Source organism: Streptomyces ferrugineus (assembly GCF_015160855.1).
Lineage (GTDB): Bacteria > Actinomycetota > Actinomycetes > Streptomycetales > Streptomycetaceae > Streptomyces > Streptomyces ferrugineus.
This window is the reverse complement of the sequence record NZ_CP063373.1, coordinates 5,096,455-5,115,552: the sequence shown is the minus strand read 5'-3', so window position 1 is coordinate 5,115,552 and position 19,098 is coordinate 5,096,455. Positions and strand designations below refer to the sequence as shown.

The 19,098-nt window shown below is 69.7% G+C and carries 14 protein-coding genes; 7 read left to right on the top strand and 7 right to left on the bottom strand.

Annotated elements, in window-relative coordinates; genetic code table 11:
- Positions 1 to 124: 124 nt before the first annotated feature.
- The 3 genes from IM697_RS23230 (at position 125) to IM697_RS23220 (ending at position 5,038) form a co-directional block, all read left to right on the top strand.
- Positions 125 to 1,033, top strand: a complete 909-nt coding sequence (locus tag IM697_RS23230; protein WP_194037861.1) for a LysR family transcriptional regulator — start codon at positions 125 to 127, stop codon at positions 1,031 to 1,033.
- A 187-nt stretch (positions 1,034 to 1,220) separates the two neighbouring features.
- The gene (locus IM697_RS23225) at positions 1,221 to 3,089 is read left to right on the top strand and encodes an APC family permease (protein ID WP_194037859.1); all 1,869 of its coding nucleotides are present in this window, start codon (positions 1,221 to 1,223) and stop codon (positions 3,087 to 3,089) included.
- 110 nt (positions 3,090 to 3,199) lie between these two features.
- A complete protein-coding gene (locus IM697_RS23220; protein WP_194037857.1) occupies positions 3,200 to 5,038 on the top strand; it encodes a putative nucleotidyltransferase substrate binding domain-containing protein in 1,839 nt (612 codons plus the stop codon).
- A 15-nt stretch (positions 5,039 to 5,053) separates the two neighbouring features.
- On the opposite strand, the gene IM697_RS23215 is transcribed toward IM697_RS23220, so the two are convergent.
- Positions 5,054 to 5,977 carry a LysR substrate-binding domain-containing protein gene (locus IM697_RS23215; RefSeq protein WP_194037855.1) on the bottom strand — a complete coding sequence of 308 codons (924 nt, stop codon included), beginning with the start codon at positions 5,975 to 5,977 and terminating at the stop codon, positions 5,054 to 5,056.
- Between the two features lie 149 nt (positions 5,978 to 6,126).
- Between IM697_RS23215 and IM697_RS23210 the strand changes: the two genes are divergently transcribed.
- On the top strand, positions 6,127 to 9,039 hold the full coding sequence (locus tag IM697_RS23210) for an FAD-binding and (Fe-S)-binding domain-containing protein (RefSeq protein ID WP_194037853.1): 2,913 nt from the start codon (positions 6,127 to 6,129) through the stop codon (positions 9,037 to 9,039).
- Complete coding sequence (locus IM697_RS23205; RefSeq protein ID WP_194037851.1) at positions 9,032 to 10,174, top strand: Glu/Leu/Phe/Val family dehydrogenase; 1,143 nt, start codon at positions 9,032 to 9,034, stop codon at positions 10,172 to 10,174. Before IM697_RS23210 ends, IM697_RS23205 begins: the two co-directional genes overlap by 8 nt.
- Before the next feature lie 23 nt (positions 10,175 to 10,197).
- Here IM697_RS23205 and IM697_RS23200 read toward each other — a convergent pair whose 3' ends face one another.
- Positions 10,198 to 11,763: an MFS transporter gene (locus IM697_RS23200; protein ID WP_228044122.1), complete on the bottom strand. Its 1,566-nt coding sequence runs from the start codon at positions 11,761 to 11,763 to the stop codon at positions 10,198 to 10,200.
- A 641-nt stretch (positions 11,764 to 12,404) separates the two neighbouring features.
- Positions 12,405 to 12,845, bottom strand: coding sequence for a MarR family winged helix-turn-helix transcriptional regulator (locus IM697_RS23195; protein WP_194037850.1), 441 nt, complete (start codon positions 12,843 to 12,845; stop codon positions 12,405 to 12,407).
- 84 nt (positions 12,846 to 12,929) lie between these two features.
- Here IM697_RS23195 and IM697_RS23190 point away from each other — a divergent pair, with 84 nt between their 5' ends.
- Entirely contained in the window at positions 12,930 to 13,814 is an 885-nt protein-coding gene (locus IM697_RS23190) for an MBL fold metallo-hydrolase (RefSeq protein WP_194037847.1), read from the top strand.
- 275 nt (positions 13,815 to 14,089) lie between these two features.
- A complete protein-coding gene (locus IM697_RS23185) occupies positions 14,090 to 14,548 on the top strand; it encodes an SRPBCC family protein (RefSeq protein ID WP_194037844.1) in 459 nt (152 codons plus the stop codon).
- 461 nt (positions 14,549 to 15,009) lie between these two features.
- Here IM697_RS23185 and IM697_RS23180 read toward each other — a convergent pair whose 3' ends face one another.
- The 4 genes from IM697_RS23180 to IM697_RS23165 all read right to left on the bottom strand — a co-directional run bounded on the left by IM697_RS23180 (position 15,010) and on the right by IM697_RS23165 (position 18,967).
- Positions 15,010 to 15,801 carry an ATP-binding cassette domain-containing protein gene (locus IM697_RS23180; RefSeq protein ID WP_194037842.1) on the bottom strand — a complete coding sequence of 264 codons (792 nt, stop codon included), beginning with the start codon at positions 15,799 to 15,801 and terminating at the stop codon, positions 15,010 to 15,012.
- On the bottom strand, positions 15,798 to 16,805 hold the full coding sequence (locus IM697_RS23175; protein ID WP_228044121.1) for a sugar ABC transporter substrate-binding protein: 1,008 nt from the start codon (positions 16,803 to 16,805) through the stop codon (positions 15,798 to 15,800). The genes IM697_RS23180 and IM697_RS23175 overlap by 4 nt, the downstream gene beginning before the upstream one ends.
- Positions 16,802 to 17,845: an ABC transporter permease gene (locus tag IM697_RS23170; RefSeq protein ID WP_194037841.1), complete on the bottom strand. Its 1,044-nt coding sequence runs from the start codon at positions 17,843 to 17,845 to the stop codon at positions 16,802 to 16,804. The genes IM697_RS23175 and IM697_RS23170 overlap by 4 nt, the downstream gene beginning before the upstream one ends.
- A gap of 102 nt (positions 17,846 to 17,947) precedes the next feature.
- Positions 17,948 to 18,967, bottom strand: coding sequence for a Gfo/Idh/MocA family protein (locus IM697_RS23165; RefSeq protein ID WP_228044120.1), 1,020 nt, complete (start codon positions 18,965 to 18,967; stop codon positions 17,948 to 17,950).
- Between the last annotated feature and the right edge of the window lie 131 nt (positions 18,968 to 19,098).

The window sequence follows — 19,098 nt, the reverse complement described above, 5'->3', positions numbered from 1 at the left end:
GGGGCTGTCATTGCATGAAGTCAGTGCATTACGGCGCCGATCAGCTGTCTGTGCGTCATCGTGTAGCAACCCAACCGTTGACGTCTATCAACGGTTAGTGCTTCCGATCTTTTAGGGTTCCTATATGGACTGGACGAGTGCGCAGTTGCGTTCACTGGTGGAACTGACCAGGCGCGGCACTGTCACCGCGGTCGCGGAGGCCCTGGGATACACCCCTGGAGGGGTGTCCCAGCAGATCGCCGCGCTGGAGAAGGCCACGGGAATGCAGCTGCTGCGGCGGGTGGGGCGCCGCGTGGAACTCACCGATGCCGGCTCGACGCTGGCCCTGCACGCCGAGCGCATCCTCACCACCGAGGCCGAGGCTGTCGAGGCGCTGGAGCGCACCCGCAACGAGATCTCCGGGACGCTGCGGGTCGGGCTCTTCGCCACGGCCGCCGCCGAGATCCTGCCGCCCGCCCTGCGGCAGGTACGCGAGAAGCATCCCGGCGTCACCGTGCGCAGCCGGGACATGGACGTGGACGAGGTGTACGACGCGGTCGCGGGCGGAACCGTGGATCTGGCGCTGGGCCTCGACTACCCGGACGTGCCCATCCCGCGCGATCCGTCCTTGAGCGTGCGGGAGCTGTCCCGGGAGCGTTTCTCGCTCGCGGTTCCGGTCGGGGCCATGCCGGGGCGGCGGAGCATCTCCCTCGCGGACGCAGGCGACCAGGGGTGGATCATGCCGTCGATCCCCAGTTACTACGGCCGCGCGGTGCTCACCGCCTGCCGCCGGGCGGGCTTCGAGCCCCAGGTCCTGCACGAGGTGACGGACACCGCCGCCACCCTCGCCCTGGTCGAGGCCGGCGTCGGGGTCAGCGTGGTGACGGATCTGATGCTGCGACTGCGGCCGTCCCGCCTCGATGTTCTCGCTCTGCACGAGACCATGGAGCGGCACATCGTGGTGGTGTTCCGTGCCTTCGCCGCCCAGCGGCCGACAGTGGCCGCCTTCGTCGACGTTTTGAGTGCCTCCGCGGGAGCGAGCTCCGCTGGCTGAGAGCTACCCTCTGATCGTCTGACAATCTGCAACAGATTCTGCCGCACCTGTTGACCCGGCCCTGCCCGGGGCCGTACTTTCCCGCCAGATTGTCCGACAATCTGCGCGCCGTGGATGGGTGCTGACGACCTCCGCTGCCCTGGCGTCGACGAGGCAATCGACTCGCACAATGGACAAGGGAGTCATCGTGAGAGACACACAGCCATCGGCACCGGCCGAGGGCGCGTATGAGGCCAGCGACGCGCACCTGAAGAAACAGATCAACCTCGTCGGACTGATCGCCCTGGCCGTGAGCGTCCAGATCGGGTCCGGCTGGCTGCTGGCGACGCTCGCCGCCGCCAGCCTCGCGGGGCCGGCCTCGATCATCACCTGGGTCCTCGGCGCGGTCTTCTTCGCCGTCATCGGCGTCACCTGGATGGAACTCGGCACGATGCTGCCGAGGTCAGGCGCCGGGGTCCGCTACCCGCGCCTCACCCACGGGGCCTTCCTCTCCTTCTTCAACGGCTGGGGCTATCTGATCGCCACCCTGGCCCTGCCGGTGATCGAGGCCCAGGCGGTCATCACCTACGTCGGTGGCCACTGGCCGCAACTGGGCTGGCTCACCGAGAGCGGCGGCACGATGGTGCTGTCGTGGCCGAGGGGCATCCTCGTCGGGTTCGGCCTGCTGTTCGTGTTCTTCTTCCTCAACTCGATGGGCGCCAAGCTGCTCAGCGAGTCGAACAAGTGGGTCACGGTGTGGAAGCTCGTCATCCCGGTCGTGACCGCCGGGCTGATGTTCACGGCCTTCTCGTCGGCCAACTTCACGATCGGCGGCGGCTTCGCGCCGCAAGGGTCCGGCGCGGTCTTCGGGGCCCTGGCGGGGGGCGGCATCGTGTTCGCCTACTCCGGACTGCGGCAGATCCTCGACTTCGGCGGTGAGGCGGTCAACCCGCAGCGCAACATCCCGATCGCGATGATCGTCGGCGGCCTGCTGATTCCGCTCGTGATCTACGTCGTGCTGCAGATCGGCTTCCTCGGCGCCATCAACTGGAGCGACGCGGGGGTTAGCCCCGGCGACTGGACCGGCCTGATGTCCAGCGGCTGGGCGTCCTCCCCGCTGCTCAACGCGGTCACGGCAGCCGGCTTCGCGTGGTTCGCGACGATTCTGCTGACCGACGCGGCGCTGTCCCCGGCGGCGACCGGCTGGGTGTGGCTGGGCATCGGCGCCCGCTCGGTGTACTCGATGTCGGTCAACGGTGAACTCCCCAAGCGTGCGCAGAAGATCAACAAGTACGGCACGCCGATCGTCGGACTCCTGGTGTGCACCTTGCTCGGCTTCTTCTTTTTCTTCCCGGCGCCGAGCTGGTACTCGTTCGTCTCCCAGGTGTCGGTCGCGCTCACCCTGTCCTACGTCATGGGCGGCCCGGTGATGATCGTTCTGAGACGCACCGCACCCGACATGCACCGCCCGGTCCGCGTCAAGTGGGCGTACTTCTGGGCGCTCGCGGGATTCGTCGCGAGCCTGATGCTCATCTACTTCGCGGGCTGGGTCTCCTTGATCAACCTGTTCACGATCGTGTTCCTCGCCCTGCCGGTCTACGGCGCTTACAACAGCGTGCAGAACGGCTGGAGCAAGGCCGTGGGCAGCTGGGTCGTGTCCGGGGTGTTCAGCGTCGCCTGGATCCTCATCGCGGTCGGCGGTGGCTGGCTGTTCAACCGCGATCAGAAGCAGGCCGCCGACGGGTGGAGCTTCCCCGTGTACTTCACCGCGATGACCGTGGCCATCGCCGCTTTCCTGGCCGGGCTCTACGCCGTGAGCACGGCCGAGGGCCGACGACACGTGCGCAGCGGCGTCTGGATCGTCGGCACGTTCCTCGCGATGCTGCTCGTCTCGTACCTCGGCGAGTACGGCCCGCTGAAGAGTCCAGCACTCGACGGTCCGACCGACCTCATCGTGATGGCACTCATCGCCGTCGGCAGCTTCGTCTGGGCGGTGCGGTCGGGCGGCCCGACAGAGGAACTCAGCCAGGTTCTGGCCCATCAGGAGACGGAGAAAGAGGCCGCCGCCATGGCATGACGGCCCGGTCCCGCTCAGCACTCTCCGTCGCCGAGGCGGCCCCGCGATCGATCCCGCGGGGCCGCTCGGCCGTCGATTTCCGGCCGCCTGTCCGTTCCAAGGAGCCCACGATGAATTCCGCCGATCCGGTCGACGTCCGTTCGCTCGTGGAGTTCCTGAGACTCTGCCCGCCGCTCGACACCCTCGACGCGGAGCGCCTCGCCCGGGCGGCCGAGCGTGCCACGGTGACGTCCTACGGCACGGGCGAGGTGATCCTCGACGCCTTCGCCCGGCCCGAGCGCGGCCTGCATGTCGTGTGGCGCGGCCGGGTCTCCGTCTGGACGAACCCCGACCGCATCCGGGAACTGCCGGCCTACCACCTCGGCCCGACCGAGATGTTCGGGTACGTGGCGACCCTGCTCGGCGAAGCGGTGGGCCCGCGCGTCGAGGCGTCCGGTCAGACTGTCGTCGTACGCCTCGACCCCGACCTGGTCGACCCGGTGTTCGCGACGCGTCACGGTGCCCGACTGCTCGCGCGAGAAGTCGACATGAGCCGTCGGATGATGGTGAGCGGCGCCATCCCGACCTACACCCTCGTCGACGACCTGATCGTCGCGTCACCCCTGCTGGTCGAACCGACGACGACCATCGCGCAGGCCGCGGCCCGGATGGAGGAGACGGGGCTGCCCTATGTCGCCGTCCGGCAGGAGAACGGCGGCTACGGCATCCTCACCGATGCCGGGATCCGGCGGGCCGTGGCCTCGGCGCTGCCGGTCACCCAAGCGGTGAGCACCGCGATGCAGGGTGACGCACCGTCGATCCGGCTGGGCGCTTCCGCCGCCGAGGCCCTCATCACCGTGCTGGAGTCCCACGGCGACGTCGTGCTCGTCACCGACCGCGCCGACCAGCTCAAGGGTGCTGTCGCCGCACGCGACTTCGTGGTCTCGTCGACCACCGCCGGAGCCTCCCTGCACGAGCAGATCCACCGTGCCGAGACGGTCGACGACCTCAAGGACCGCTACCGGTCGGTGCCGGGCATGCTGACCGGCCTCATGGCCAAGGGACTGGCTCCGAGCCGTGTCATCACCGTCCACTCGGCCATCATCGACGCCGCGGTACGCCGGACCATCGAGCTCGTCGCGGAGCAGTATCCGCACCTGCGGACCGACGCGTTCACCTGGCTCTCGCTCGGCAGCAACGGGCGCAGGGAGGCCCTGCTGTCGTCGGACATCGACGCGGCGGCCTCCTTCGACAACGCCCTCGACGCCGCCGGGATCGCCGAGTACCAGCCCATGTTCGCGAAGGTCGCCGAAGTACTGGAGCAGGCCGGCCTCGCGCACGACCGGCACGGGGTCAGCCCGGTGGACCCGAAGTTCGCACGGACCCACGCGGACTGGGCCCGTGCGGGCCGGGACTGGATCACCGCACCCGAAGCCGACGACGCCGTCATCATGACCTGCCTGCTCGTCGACGGCCGCCCGATCCACGGCGATCGCGGACTGCCCGAAGTCGCCCGCGTCTTCGGAGACCTCCGGATGCATCCCCGCACGATGTCCATGCTGCTGGCGGCTTCGATCGCGCAGAGCAGCCGCCCGACCCCGTGGCGCAGGAAGAAGATCGACCTGAAGGCCCAGTTCCTCGTCCCGATCGCCAACATCGCGCGCTGGGCCGCGCTCAGCGTGGGCTCGACGGCGCTGCCGACGGACCAACGGCTCCTGGCGGCCGGCGGATCCGCCATGCTCAACGAGACCGACGCCGTCGCACTCGCCGACGCCTTCGACGCCGTCCAGGGCATCAGACTCGCCTGGCAGATGGAGCAGACGACGGCCGACCGGACCCCGACCGACGTCGTCCGTCTCGAACGGCTCCCACCGGTCGACCGCGCGATCCTCGCGGAGGCCACCCGCGTGGTCACCAACAGCCAGCGCCGCATGGGCAACATGGCACGCTTCGCCATGCCCGAGTCCTGACGCCACCGCTGCCGCCTACCCCTCCTGTTCGTCCTGCGCCGGGTGCACAAACGGATCCCCGACCGGCACCGCACCGCGCAGGGCGCGAATGGCCGTGCCGAGCAGTGGGTTGCTGTTCTCGCCGCGATGCAGGGCCAGCACACGGCGGAACGCCGAGCGCTGCGGAAGCCGTGCCGCCTCCACCGCGTCGCTGGGCACATGCCCGAGCCCCGGCACGACGGCCACGCCGAGACCGGCGGACACCAACTCCCGTACGACGTCGTAGTTGTTGCTGCGGAAGGCGATCTCGGCCTCGAAACCGGCCGCCGCGCACAGCCGGGTGAGGGAAAGGGCACCGGCGGTGCCCTCCCCGCTGGTGATCCAGCGGGCCTGCGACAGCCCGGTCAGGCGTGCGCCGAGACCGCTGTCCCGGGCCCTCAGAAGGACGAGATCCTCGCGTACGAGGTGGTGGCGGGCCATGCCGTCGGGCCACTGCCGGGGGCCGAGCCCGTACTCGTACACCAGCGCCACATCCAGATCACCGTCGTTCACCGCGGCGACGAGTTCCTCCGGCTCCCCCTCCTCCAGCTGGATCTGTGCCCGTGGGTGGGTTGCCGTCAGAGCCGACAGCGCGGGCGGTACGAGTCGTACACCGGCCGTGGGGAAGCTGCCCAGCCTCAACCGGCCGGTGACGCCGGTGACGAGCTGGCGTACCTGATGACCGAGGTCGTCCATGGCAGCCAGCACCGGCACGCTGAGGTCGACCAGCCGGTGAGCCGCCGCGGTCGCCCGGATGCCGTGCGCCTCCCGCTCGAACAGCACCAGTCCCGTCTCCTTCTCCAGAGCCGAGACCTGCTGGGAGATCGCGGAGGCGGTGTAGCCGAGATCGCGGGCCGCGAGGACGAACGAGCCGGTGCGCAGTACGGCCCTCAAGGTGAGCAGATGCTGCGGTTTGAGCACAGTGTTCCTCCCGCCGAACGCGAGCCCCAGCATAAGCATTGCTTGCCCTCACGAGTGATTTCTATCGCGCTGCTGGGTCTTGTGGAAGCGGGGGGCAGGCACTGATCGTGGCGGTGACGCAGCAGGCGAGAGAGAGGGACCGAACCGCGGTGACGACGACAGCGCAGGACCAGGAACGTCTCGACGCGGCCGCGGTGACCGACGCACTGGCCCAGGGCGACTGCGGCGAGGTCCACGGCGACGCCGGACGACGGGCCCAGTACTCGGCCGATGCCTCCAACTACCGCAGGATCCCGCTGGCCGTGGTCTTCCCCCGCGAGCGCCGGCACGTCCTGAACACGCTCGACGTGTGCAGGCGCCTGGGAGTGCCGATCACCTCGCGCGGCACGGGCACCAGCACCTCGGGGCAGGCCGTCGGCTCCGGCGTGGTCATGGACTTCTCCCGCTACTTCAACCGTCTGCTCGCGCTGGACCCCGACGCGCGCACGGCGACGGTGCAGCCCGGCATCGTCCTGGACGACCTGCAGAAGGCCGCCGCCGCACACGGCCTGCTCTTCGGCGCGGACCCTTCCACCCACAGCCGCTGCACCCTCGGCGGCATGATCGGCAACAACGCGTGCGGCTCGCACTCCATCGCCTGGGGACGCACCGCGGAGAACGTGCTCGAACTCGAAGTGGTCACCTACCGCGGCACCGTTCTGCGGCTCGGCGAGATGACCCAGGCGGAGATCGGCGAGGCCGTCGCCGCGGGCGGCGAACGCGGCGAACTCATCGCCGCCCTGCATCAGTTGGCCGAACGTAACCTGGCGGCCCTGCGCACGGAGCTGGGCCGGTTTCCCCGGCAGGTCTCGGGCTACGCGCTCGAACACCTGCTGCCGGAGCGGCGCTTCAACCTCGCCCGGGCCCTGGTCGGCAGCGAGGGCACTCTGGCCGTCATCCTCTCCGCCACCGTCCGGCTCGTGGCACCTCCTTCCGCCCGGGCCCTGGTCGTGCTCGGCTACCCCGACGCCATCGCCGCGGCCGACGCCGTCCCCGCCCTTGTCAAGCACCCATTGCTGGCGCTGGAAGGGCTCGACCGGTCCCTGACCGACATCGTCACCCGCCCGGAGACCCGGCGCACGATCGACACCCTGCCCCGCACCCAGGCCTGGCTGTTCGCCGAACTCGGCGGCCAGGAGGACGAACTGTCCCGGCTGGCCGAGGAACTCGTGGCGGCGGCGGGGTGCGCCGGCCACGAGATCGTCACCGACCCCGTACGTGCCCGGCAGCTGTGGCGGATCCGGGAGGACGGGGCGGGCCTGGCCACCCGCACGCCCGAGGGATCCGAGGCATGGCCCGGTTGGGAGGACGCGGCCGTCCCGCCGGAACAACTCGGCTCCTACCTACGGCAGTTCACCGAACTGCTTGCCCGCCACCGGCTTCACGGCGCCGTCTACGGCCACTTCGGCGAGGGCTGTCTGCATGTGCGCGTCGACTTCGACTTCACCACCGACCACGGCACCGCCGTCTTCCGCACCTTCATCACCGAGGCGGCCGAACTCGTCGCCGCCCACGGCGGTTCCCTCTCGGGAGAACACGGCGACGGCCAGGCCCGCTCCGAGCTGCTGCCCCTGATGTACGGCCCCGAAGTCATCGCCCTGTTCGAACGGTTCAAGGGCATCTGGGACCCCGACAACGGCCTGAACCCCGGCATGATCGTCGACCCGCTGCCCCTCGACGGCAACCTCCGGATCAGCGCCCACCGCACCCCCCTTCCTCTGGCCACGGTCTTCCCCTTCCACGCCGACGACGGCGACTTCGCCAAGGCCACCCGCCGCTGTGTCGGCGTCGGCAAATGCCGTACGGCCGCCCCGCGCGGCGGCGTCATGTGCCCCAGCTACCGCGTCACCCTCGACGAGAAGGACTCCACACGGGGCCGCGCCCGTGTGCTGTACGAGATGACCCAGGGCGAGGTCGTCACCGACGGCTGGCGTTCGGCCGAGGTGCGAGACGCGCTCGATCTGTGCCTGTCGTGCAAGGGGTGCAGCGCCGACTGCCCGGTCGGCGTGGACGTGGCCACGTACAAGTCGGAGTTCCTGCACCACCATTACAAGGGACGCCTCAGGCCCGCCTCCCACTACTCCATGGGCTGGCTGCCCCTGCTCTCCCGGCTCGCCGCCCGTATGCCCCGGCTGGTCAACGCGCTCACGGCGTCCCGCCTCGCGCCGGCGATCAAACGGCTGGGCGGTATCGCCGCCGAACGCGACGTCCCCCGCTTCGCCGACCGGACCTTCCTGACCTGGTTCCGCGCGCGCACCCCGGAAGGTGACGGGCGCCGCGGCCCGGTCGTGCTGTGGGTGGACTCCTTCAACAACCACTTCACGCCCGACGTCCTCAAGGCCGGCGTGGCGGTTCTGGAACATGCCGGATACCGGGTCCAGGTGCCCGACGGCACCCAGTGCTGCGGCCTCACCTGGATCACCACCGGACAACTGGGCATCGCCCGGCGCATCGCCCATCGCACCACCAGGGCGCTCGCCCCGGCCACCCGCGCCGGCATTCCGGTCGTGGGCCTGGAGCCGAGCTGTACCGCGGCGCTGAGATCCGATCTGCCGGAACTCCTGGACGGCGACACCGATGCGCGTGGGCTCGCCCGCTCCACCCTCACCCTCGCCGAACTCCTCGTCCACCGCACGCCCGGCTGGCGGCCTCCGCGGATCGACGCCCGTTCCCTCAGCCAGACCCACTGCCACCAGCACGCCACGAGCGGCTTCACCGCCGACAGTGCGCTGCTGGCGGCGATGGGGGTCGACAACAGCGTGCTGGATTCCGGCTGCTGCGGGCTGGCGGGGAACTTCGGCTTCGAACGCGGCCACTACGACGTGTCCGTCGCGGCCGGCGAGCAGGCCCTGCTGCCCGCCGTGCGCGCCGCCGCACCGGACACGGTCGTCCTCGCGGACGGGTTCAGCTGCCGCACCCAGATCGCCCAGCGGACCGACCGCGGCGGCACCCACCTCGCCGAGCTCATCGCCCGAGCACTGCCCAGGATTCACCAGCAGACAAGGAACCCTCACCGTGACTGACGCACTCTCCCTCGTCGACGACTGGGGGCCCGAGAAGATCGTCGTCGTCTCTCATCGGCGCACCGGCATGAAGGGCGTGCTGGTCATCGACAACACCGCCCGGGGTGTCGGCAAGGGCGGCACCCGGATGAGCCCCACCGTCTCCGTCGGCGAAGTCGCCCGCCTGGCCCGCGTCATGACCTGGAAGTGGGCGGGCGTCGACCTCTTCTACGGCGGCGCCAAGGCCGGCATCGTCGCCGACCCGGCCTCCCCCGACAAAGAGGCGATCCTGCGCGCCTTCGCCCGCGCCCTGTCCAACGAGGTCCCCCGGGAATACGTCATGGGCCTCGACATGGGCCTGACCGAGAACGACGCGGCGATCATCCAGGACGAACTCGGCGACCGCGGCGCAGCCGTCGGTACCCCGGACCACCTCGGCGGAGTCGCCTACGACAAACTCGGCGTCACCGGATACGGCGTCGCCGAGGCGGCCGACGAGGCCGCCCGGTTCCTCCAACTGCCCCTCGGCGGCGCCCGTGTCGCCATCCAGGGATTCGGAGCCGTCGGCCACGCCGCCGCCCTGCGGTTCGCCGAACTCGGCGCCACCGTCGTCGCCGTGTCCACCGCCAGGGGCGCCCTGCACGACCCCACCGGACTGGACGTGCATGCCCTGCTGGCCGAAAGAGAAGAGCACGGCGACGACTTCGTCAGCCACCACCAGGGCCTTCTCATGCCGCCCGGTCAGGAACTCACCGTCGACTGCGACATCCTCGTCCCGGCGGCGCTGCAGGACGTCATCGACGACGCCACCGCACAACGGATCAAGGCCAGGCTGGTGGTGGAAGGCGCCAACCTGCCCACCTCACCCCTGGCACAGTCCATCCTCGCGGAACGAGGAATCGCCGTGCTGCCCGACTTCGTCGCCAACGCCGGCGGAGTCGTCGCCGCTGCTTTCGCCATGGACGCCCGCCACTCCGGCTTCCGGCCCGAGACCTCCACCATCTTCCAGACGATCTCCGAGCGGCTGCGCGCCAACGCCGTCACCGTTCTCGAAGAAGCCCAAAACCGCGCCACCACCCCGCACATCGCTGGCCGCACCCTGGCCGAGGAACGCGTCCGCGCCGCCATGCGCAGCAGAGGGCGACTGCCTGCCTGATCAGATGCGGATGATGGCCTCGGTCAGATGATCCTCGGTCGGACCGGGTCCGTACCGTGCGCGTTCCCGGTCACGGACAGTGCGGCCCGTGGTGTGCGGGGGCTCACGTGTGCCGTTTGCCGTTGTCGTCGGCGGCGAAGGCCGGCTCGGGCAGGGGGGGCGGCGGCACCGATCTCGTCCAGGGCGGACACATGGGCGTGGCTGTGCGGGCGGGGGATGAGCAGGGTGACGATCGCGGCGATCAGGGCCCCGGCGCCGCCGACGAGGAAGGACATCGTGTAGGCGTGCTCGGTGGGTAGGAGGTTCGACGCGGTGACGCTGCCGGCGAGGATGCCGGCGACCACCTGGCTTCCCAGTGAGGCACCCACCGACCGGATGAGGGCGTTGACGCCCGTGGCCTCGCCGGTCTTGGCCGCGTCGACGGCGTCCACGATCAGGTTCGGCATGGCGGCGAAGGCCAGGCCGATGCCGGTGAAGACGACCATGGTGAAGCCCAGGACGGCCCCTTGGGAGCCGTGCTCGGCAGCGAGCAGGGCCAGGCCGGACGCGGTGACGACACCACCCAGCGCCAGCGGGACCTTGCCGCCGAAACGTGCGGTCAGCACGCCGGAGAGCGGGCCGGCGACCAGCATCATCAGGGAACCGGGCAGCATGATCAGCCCGGCGCGGGTGGCGTCGCCGCCGAAGCCGTACCCACTGGCCGCGGGCGTCTGCACGAGCTGGGGTACCAGCAGGAACACCCCGAACATGCCGAAGCCGATCAGCAGGGTGGCGACGTTGGTCATCAGTACCGGCCGGCGCGTCAGCACCGTCATGTCGACCAGCGGCTCGGCGGTGCGCCGCTCGACCAGGACGAAGACAGCCAGGACCACCACTCCGGCGGCGATCAGGCCCAGGGTGCGGCCCCCGGTCCAGCCCCACGAGGAGGCCTGGCTGATGGCGATGAGCGGGGCGGTGATGCCCGCACCCAGCAGGACGGTACCGGCGTAGTCGACCTTGCCGGGGGTACGTACCAGCGACTCCGGCAGCAGGAATCGCGCCGCGAGCGCCGCGGCCACCGCAATCACGGTGCCGGTCCAGAAGATCCAGCGGTACGAGGCATGGTCCACCAGCAGACCGCCCAGGAGCAGCCCCAGCCCACCGCCTACCCCGGCGGTGGCGGAGACGAGTCCCACCGCGCCGGCTCGCCGTTCCTGCGAGAACTCGTCGCGGACGATGCCGAAACAGAGAGGGAAGATGCCGCCGCCCGCGCCCATCACCACCCGTCCGGTCACCACCATGGCCAGGCTGTCGCCGAGCGCCGCCACCGCGCCGCCGAGGGCGAACAGCATCAGCGAGACAACCAGCAGCCGCCGCTTGCCGAACATGTCGCCCAGCCGCCCGAACACCGGTGTCAGCACGGCCGCCGCCACGAGGTAGCCGGTCAAGGCCCAGGCCATGTTCTGGGCGCTGGTGTGCAGCGAGGTGGCCATGTCGCCCAACGCCGGCGCGACGGAGGTCTGTGCCAGGGAGAAGGCGAGCGCGGCCAGGCCGAGGATGGCGAGGCTGCGGCCTATGGGCGCGGTTCTCGCCTCAGTCGTATCTGCCATGGGTTCTGTCTCCTGCAGCGGTGCGGTGCGGTGGGGAGGGCGGGAAGGCGGGCCTGGGCCGCGCGGAAAGAAGCGGGTCCTTGTAGGAGCGGATCAACCGGATTGCGGGGTGGAGAGTTCGGCCGTCCATGTCCGGGCGCTGGAGAGGGCCTTCTTCGACAGGGGCGCTCGACGCCGGCACTGCCCGCTTGCTGTCCAGGCTGGGCAAGGACCGTATGCGCGGGCCCGTGCTCGTCACCTGCCGTCGCCCGGGGCCCGGAAGATCGCCAGCCCGCGTGCCATCTGGCTGGTCGCCGGCATCGTCCGGCTGCCGTACGGCCAGTCCCGCGCGCCGGCCCTGGACGCGCCCCACGCGCGGCGGCGGGCCGGGCTGGGGCCTGCACGCCTACCCTCACCCCGGCCTCACCTACGCCGGTGAGGCCGGGACCGGCCTGCCCATGCTCGAAGCCGAGTGGCGGCACAAGAAGCCGGATACCGTACGGCGCTGCTTCCACGTGTCAGTCGGAGGCGATCGGGCGCGAGGCCATCATCCTGCCGGTCTCCGGTGACAGCAGGCAGCGAGCCCGGCCGTGGGCGACCGCGCGGTCCCCCTGCGTGATGTCAGTGCGCCGTATCCGTCAGTGCGGTCTGCCGTCGGCCAGTTAAGGGCTGGGGGTTTCGGCGCGTGCCATGGCTCGCTGCACCAGATCCTGGAGCGCGTCCTGCTCCTGCTGGGGCAGCGTCCAAAGAGGCTCCTCGCACAGGAACTTCAGCAGCTCTTCCCGGCGCTCGGCGCCCTCGGGGGTGAGGACCAGCTGCTTGGCCCGGCGGTCCGTGGGATGAGGACGCCGCTCGACCAGCCGCTGCTCCTCCAGCTTGTCCAGCGGGACGATGGCGTTCGAGGGTTCGCAGCCCATCCGCACGGCCAGCTCACTCAAGGTCATCGGACCGGTCAGTTCGCGCAGCGCCGAAGCCTGCGCGACGGTGAAACCGAGCTTGGCCACGCGCTCACGGACGCGCGCATTGTTCTGCATGTCCAGCTCGTGCACCAGCTTCATCAACTGCCACTGCGCTTCCGCCTGCGATTGCGATGTTGTCGTCATGCCCTCCAGACTAGCAAGCTCCTTCAATCTATGATAGTTATTGATCATAGCTTTTCAGCGCACAAGTATATGGAGGTCGGACCCATGACGGACGCGACAACCCACCTGGACGAGCGGCTGCGGCGCCCCTCGGGCATCCGGACTCTCACGCTCGGGGACACCAGGCTGAGCTACGTCCCCGACGGCCAGGCCACGCTCAACGCCCGGATGCTGCTGACGGAGCCCAACGAGGAGGAGTGGGCCAAGCACCCCGAGTACCTCAACGAGGGCACACACCTGATGGCCAGTGTCGGGGGACTGCTCGTGGAACGCGACGGCCGCGCCCTGCTCATCGACGCCGGCGCCGGCCCGCTGACCGTGGGGCCGCCGCTGAACCCCTTCGGCACCATCACCGGCGGCGCCCTGCTGGACAGCCTCGCCATGCTTGGCCACGGCCCCGCCGATATCGAGGCCGTCGCCCTCACCCACCTGCACACCGACCACATCGGCTGGGCCTGGCACCCCGCCCCCGACAGTGACAAGCCCGTCTTCACAGGCGCCGACTACCTGGTCGCCGAACCCGAGTGGGCCCAGCGCCACCACGCCGAAGCGCAGGGCATGGGCGACATGATCAAGGCCATGGAGGCGCAGGTGCGCACTGTGGCCGACGGCGAGGAGATCTTCCCCGGCGTCCACGTCATGCTCACCCCCGGCCACAGCCCCGGCCACACCTCCTACGTCATCAACGCCGGCGGACAGCGGGTCATCGCCTTCGGCGACGCCTTCCACTCCCCCCTCCAGATCACCCACCCGCTCTGGGAGAACACCTTCGACCACGACCACCCGCAGGCCACCAGCCTGCGCCACCGCCTCGTCCTGGACATGGCCAACAAGCCCGACACCATCGGCTTCGCCGTCCACTTCCCCGAGCCCTTCGGTCGCGTCCGCATCGAGGACAACCACGCGTCCTGGCACCCCGTCGACGCTTGAGAACGCTCGACCGCACGGCGTCCTTGACGAACTCATCGAGGACACGGTGTCCCCGCTCGGGCGAAGCACCCGCCCACGCGACCGGCTCGATCGAGGCGGTCGGCGGTGTCCTCGTCGCGGGCCTCGAAAGCACTCCCCACCTTGTACGTCACCGTCGCGGCCTCTGCCGCAGACGGCCTTCTCCGCCGACCACCGTCACTGCACCCGGTTGTGAAGCCCGCCGCGGCGGCGGGCGCAATCCAGCACTTCAACCCACAAAGATGGAGGCCAGACTCATGGCTCACGTCGTCGCCGCGTCAGCCGAGCGCACCGTTGACGCTCCCGCGGACGAGGTCTACCGGTACCTGGCAGACATGCAACTTCAAGCCCGGTTCCTGCCGTCCCCCTTCTACGACTTCCAGGTCGAGGCGGGAGGTGTGGGCGCGGGCAGCGTCGTCCGGTTCAAGATCGACTTTGCTGGGGGTGTCCGGGAGCTCCGGATGCAGGTCACCGAGCCGGAGCCGGGCCGAATCCTGGTCCAGACCGACACAGGCGGCTCCGGCCTCGTCAGGACGTTCACCGTGACCCCGCAAGGCGAGCAGGCGCTGGTGAGCATCAACTCCAGTTTCGACGGCGAGAGCGGCGTCGCCGGCTTCGTCGAGCGGATCATCGCGCCGCGCAGGTTGCACCGCGTCTACGGCAAGGAACTCGCCCGCCTCGACGCCTATGCCCGCGAGCAGCGCGTCGGTCACTGACCTTCACAGCGTGGCGTCGTACGGGCTGCTGCCCTCGCTCATCCCGCCGCCGCTCTTCCTGGCCGTCCCGCGCTGCTTGCCGTCCTCGGCCTGCCGGCGGGCGACGTCGCAGGCCTGGCCGCTGTTGCGTTCTGCGCGGCCGCCCTGGCGGCTGGCGCCGGGCAGTCCGGCCTCACCCTCCGGGTCCTGCGCCTCGGCGAAAACGTGCTGGTCATCTCGGAGTGCGTGAAGTCGGGTCTGGCGCCACGCACGCGCGGGTTCTGACGACTGGTCACCTATCGATCAGTCACCGGGGAAAACAAGTCCTCCCTGAGTCGATCCACCGGTCCTGAGCATCGCTCTCGGGGGAACGGCAATGTCCCCAGCCTGAGAGGCCAGGGACGTTGCGGTGGCTCACTGCTGGAAGAGGGTCCGGTCGGATCAGGGCGGCGGTGGGGAAGGCTGCCGGTGGTGCGGGGCCGTCATGTGAGACCTTGCCCGGTGGTGATGTAGTGCACGATCTCCGACGTCGTGGTGTCGGCTGTCCGCATGCCGGCCACCATGTTCCCGCCGCGCAGGATCCAGACGGCGTCGGAGACGCTGTGGACCTGCTCCATGTTGTGGCTGATCAGCAGCACCGCCAGTCCTCGTTCGGCCAGGCCGCGGACGATGTCGAGGATGCGGCCCGTCTCCCGGACGCCCAGGGCGGCTGTCGGCTCGTCCATCAGGACGATGCGGCTGCCCCAGCCGACGGCGCGTGCGATGGCGACACCTTGGCGCTGCCCGCCGGACAGCTCCCGCACCGTGGACCGGACGGAAGGCATGCGGATGCCGTAGCGTGCCAGCACGGTCTGTGCCTCGGTCTCCATTTCCTTGTGCCGCAGTCGGAACAGTCTGGTGGGCCCGTGGGTGAGCTCGCGGCCCAGGAACATGTTCGAGGCGACGTCGAGGTTGTCCGACAGCGCCAGTTCCTGGAACACCGTCTCGATGCCGGCGTGGCGGGATGCTGAAGGGTCGTGGAAGGTCTGGAGTTTCCCGTCGACGAGTATTTCGCCCTCGTCGGGTTGGTGTACCCCGGACAGGCAGCGCACGAGGGTCGACTTGCCGGCGCCGTTGTCACCGACCAGGGCGGTCACCTCGCCCGGCAGCACGGTCATCGACACATGGTTGAGCGCCGTCACTCCACCGAAGCGCTTCACGATGTTGCGCACGTCGAGCGCCGGGGTGACGCCCTCGGGAACCGGGGCGGCAGGTACGGTGCCGGGGGTGGTCATGACGCGTCCGCCTTGCAGCTCTTGAGTTGGTAGCCGGCTACCTTCGCCTGCGCCGTGACGTTGCCGGCGGTCACCGGTTCGGCCGGGAAGAGCACGCGCCCCACCTTCTTGCCGGCGCGGAGCTTCTCGGCGGCGTCGATGACCAGCCGTGCTTCCTTGTTGCTGAAGGTGGCCAGCGACATCTTCATCGTCCCGTCGCACACGGCCTGAAGCCCGGACTGTGTGCCGTCGATGCCGACGACGACCTTGTCCTTGGGATTCTGCCCGGCGGCGATCAGGGCTCGAACCGCACCGAGCGCGACCTGGTCGTTGCCGCCGAAGACCGCGTCGACATCGGGGTGGGCCTGAAGGACGTCGGTCATCTTCTGCTGACCGTCACGCAGGGTGTAGTCGGTCGAGGGCTGCGCCACCACCTTGATTCCCGGATACCTCTTCAGCGCCTGGTTGCATCCTTCGGCGCGCTCCCGCGCGGCCTGGATCTGCATCGGGCCGGTGATGTTGACGACCGTGCCCTTCCCGTGCAGCTGCTTGGCTATGTAGTCGCACCCGTTGCGTCCGTCCCGGACGCTGTCCAGGTAGATCAGCCCGTCGATCTTGCCTCGCGACGGCTTGCGGATGAGGGACAGCACCGGGATCCCGGCCTGCTGGGCGGCCGTGATTCCGGGGACCACGGCGTCGGGGTCGATCGGGTCGACGACCAGCACGTCGACGCCGCGGCTGATCAGTGTGTTGATGTCGTCCAGCTGGCGGGCCGGGTTGCTTTGGGCGTCGGTGCTGATGAACTGCCATCCCTTCGCTTTGGCGCTTTGGCGTTCGGTCTGCAGCTCGGTGGCGAAGAACTCGTCGGTGATGTTCTGGTAGGAGTGCCCGAGCACCAGCGGACCACCGGTCTGCGCCGTCTTCTCGGTGCCCGGCCCGGTCGCGCTGCACGCCGCGGCCGAGACGACCAGGGCCATGGTGCTGACGGCTACGGCGGCCCTGCGGATTCTTCGGGTTGCGTTCATGACGAGGTCTCCTTGCGGCGGGTGATGAGGGACAGCAGAGCGGAGTCACCGGAGAGCAGGACGGCGATCAGCAGCGCCACGCCGTTGGCGAAGGTCTGCCAGAAGCCGGGTACGCCGGCCAGGGTCATGCCGTTCTGCAGAATCGCGAGGATCAGGACGCCGATGAAGGTGTCCCGCAGGGTGCCCCGGCCGCCGAACAGGCTGGCTCCGCCGACGACGGCGGCGGCGATGACCTGCAGCTCGAGCGCGGTGCCGGTGAGCGGGCTCGCGGTGGCGAGGCGGCCGGCGTAGAGCAGCCCGCCCATCGCGGCGAGCACACCGCTGATGACGTAGACAAAGGTGATGGTGCGTTCGACGGGGACGCCGGCCAGGCGGGCGGCCCGGGGGTTGCCCCCGATGGCGTAGACGTGTCGGCCGAACTTGGTCTGCGTGAGCACGTACCAGCCCACGACGTAGGTGCCGAACAGCACCAGGACGGGGGAGGGGATGGGGCCGACGTATCCGGAGCCGAAGAGGATGACCGTCTCGTTGACGATGGGCAGCGGCCGGCCTCCGTTCCAGATCTGGGCGCCCGCGGCCAGCACGTACAGCAAGCCCAGCGTGGTGATCAGCGCCGGTACCCGGAGCCGGGCGACGAGGGTTCCGGCGAACAGACCCGACACCGCGCCGACGGCGAGGGTGACGAGCAGGGCGATCCCGAAGCTGTCGACCACACCCAGCGCCGCCGCGACCGCGATGCCGGCGAAACTGACCATGCTGCCGACCGAGAGGTCGATTCCCGCGGTAAGGATCACGAAGAGCATCCCGACGGCGATCACACCCACCACGGACGCGGCGCGCAGGATGTTGATCACGTTGCTCTCGGTGAGGAACGCGGGACTGGCCAGGGACCAGAACAAGATCTCGACGGCGAGCACCCCGATGAGGGCGCCGCTGCGCAGGCGTAGGCGCGACAGGCGCGCCCAGCCCTGGGTGCTTGTCGCGACGGGCGATGACGTGGGCGTCTCGGTGGCGTCCGCGGACGCGGGTGGTGCGGCCATCGTCGAGCCTCCTCAATCAGGAGCGGTTGGGCGTTGGTTCGGTATTGAGAAGCCCCGGCGGGGCGGTGCGTGGTGGGTTCGGCCGCCGGCGGTCGGTGATGCTCACCGGCTCGGGGACGCGTGGATGGGGGTGGGCTCGCCGGTCTCCAGGGAGCGCAGGACGGCCAGCACGATGTCGGAGACCAGCACTCCCTGATCGAGGCCGGGACCGACCGGCTCCCCGGCGTTGATGCGGTCCACGAAGGACTGGACCATCCAGGTCGGCGGCCCTTGCAGGCGGCCGTCGATCTCGCCGCCCATGAGTCCGGGCCAGCTGTAGCTGTCGCCGGTGAGGCTGACGCTCTGGTGCTGCAGATCGACGTCGACGGCGGACTTGCTGCCGACGGCCTTGTACTGGAAGTCCACGATCGAGGGTGAGGAGTCGGGAAGCACCCACGTGGAGGTCAGGTTGGCGGTGGTGCCGTCGGAGAAGGTCAGCAGGGCGTGGATGACGTCCCAGGTGTCGACCCCCAGCTCGGCCAGACGGCCACGGGACCCCCGTGCGACGACCGAGACGGCCTGCTTGTCGGCGACCCACAGCGCGGCGTCGACCGTGTGGCTCATCAGGAACCACGCCGGAGAGGACTTCGCCGCCCACGGGATCATCGTCATCGGCACGTAGTAGGTGTTGCTGAGCAGGATGTTCTGGGTCAGCACGTCCCCCAGCACACCGGACGCCGACAGGTCCCTGACGCGGCGGATCGCCGGGTTCCACCGGTTCTCGAACCCGACCATGCACTGCACGCCGGCATCCCGGACCGCGGCGCCGATCGCGGCACAGTCCTCGGCCGAGGTGGCCAACGGCTTCTCGATCAGCAGATGCGCGCCGACGCGGGCGGCGTCGACCGCGATCTCCCGGTGCGCGAAGTCCGGGGTCGCCACGATCACCGCGTCAAGGTCGGTCCGCTCCAGCATCACCCGGTGGTCGACGTACGCGGCCAGGCCGAAATCGTCCGCGAGTTCCTGGGCGACCTTCTCGTTCAGGTCACATACGGCCCGCACATGTGCGCCGGGGTACCCGGCCAGCGACTGTGCGTACGTCCGCCCGCGGATCCCTCCGCCGACTATGCCGATATTCATCATCAATGCGCCCTTTGCAATGGTTCGTTCACGCGTTGCGCGGCGGCCCTGGCTCGATGGCGACAGGCTGCCCCCCACTCGCTGGAGATGACTGGGTCCCGGTGTTAGTACAGAATCGATATAAACCTTCGTCG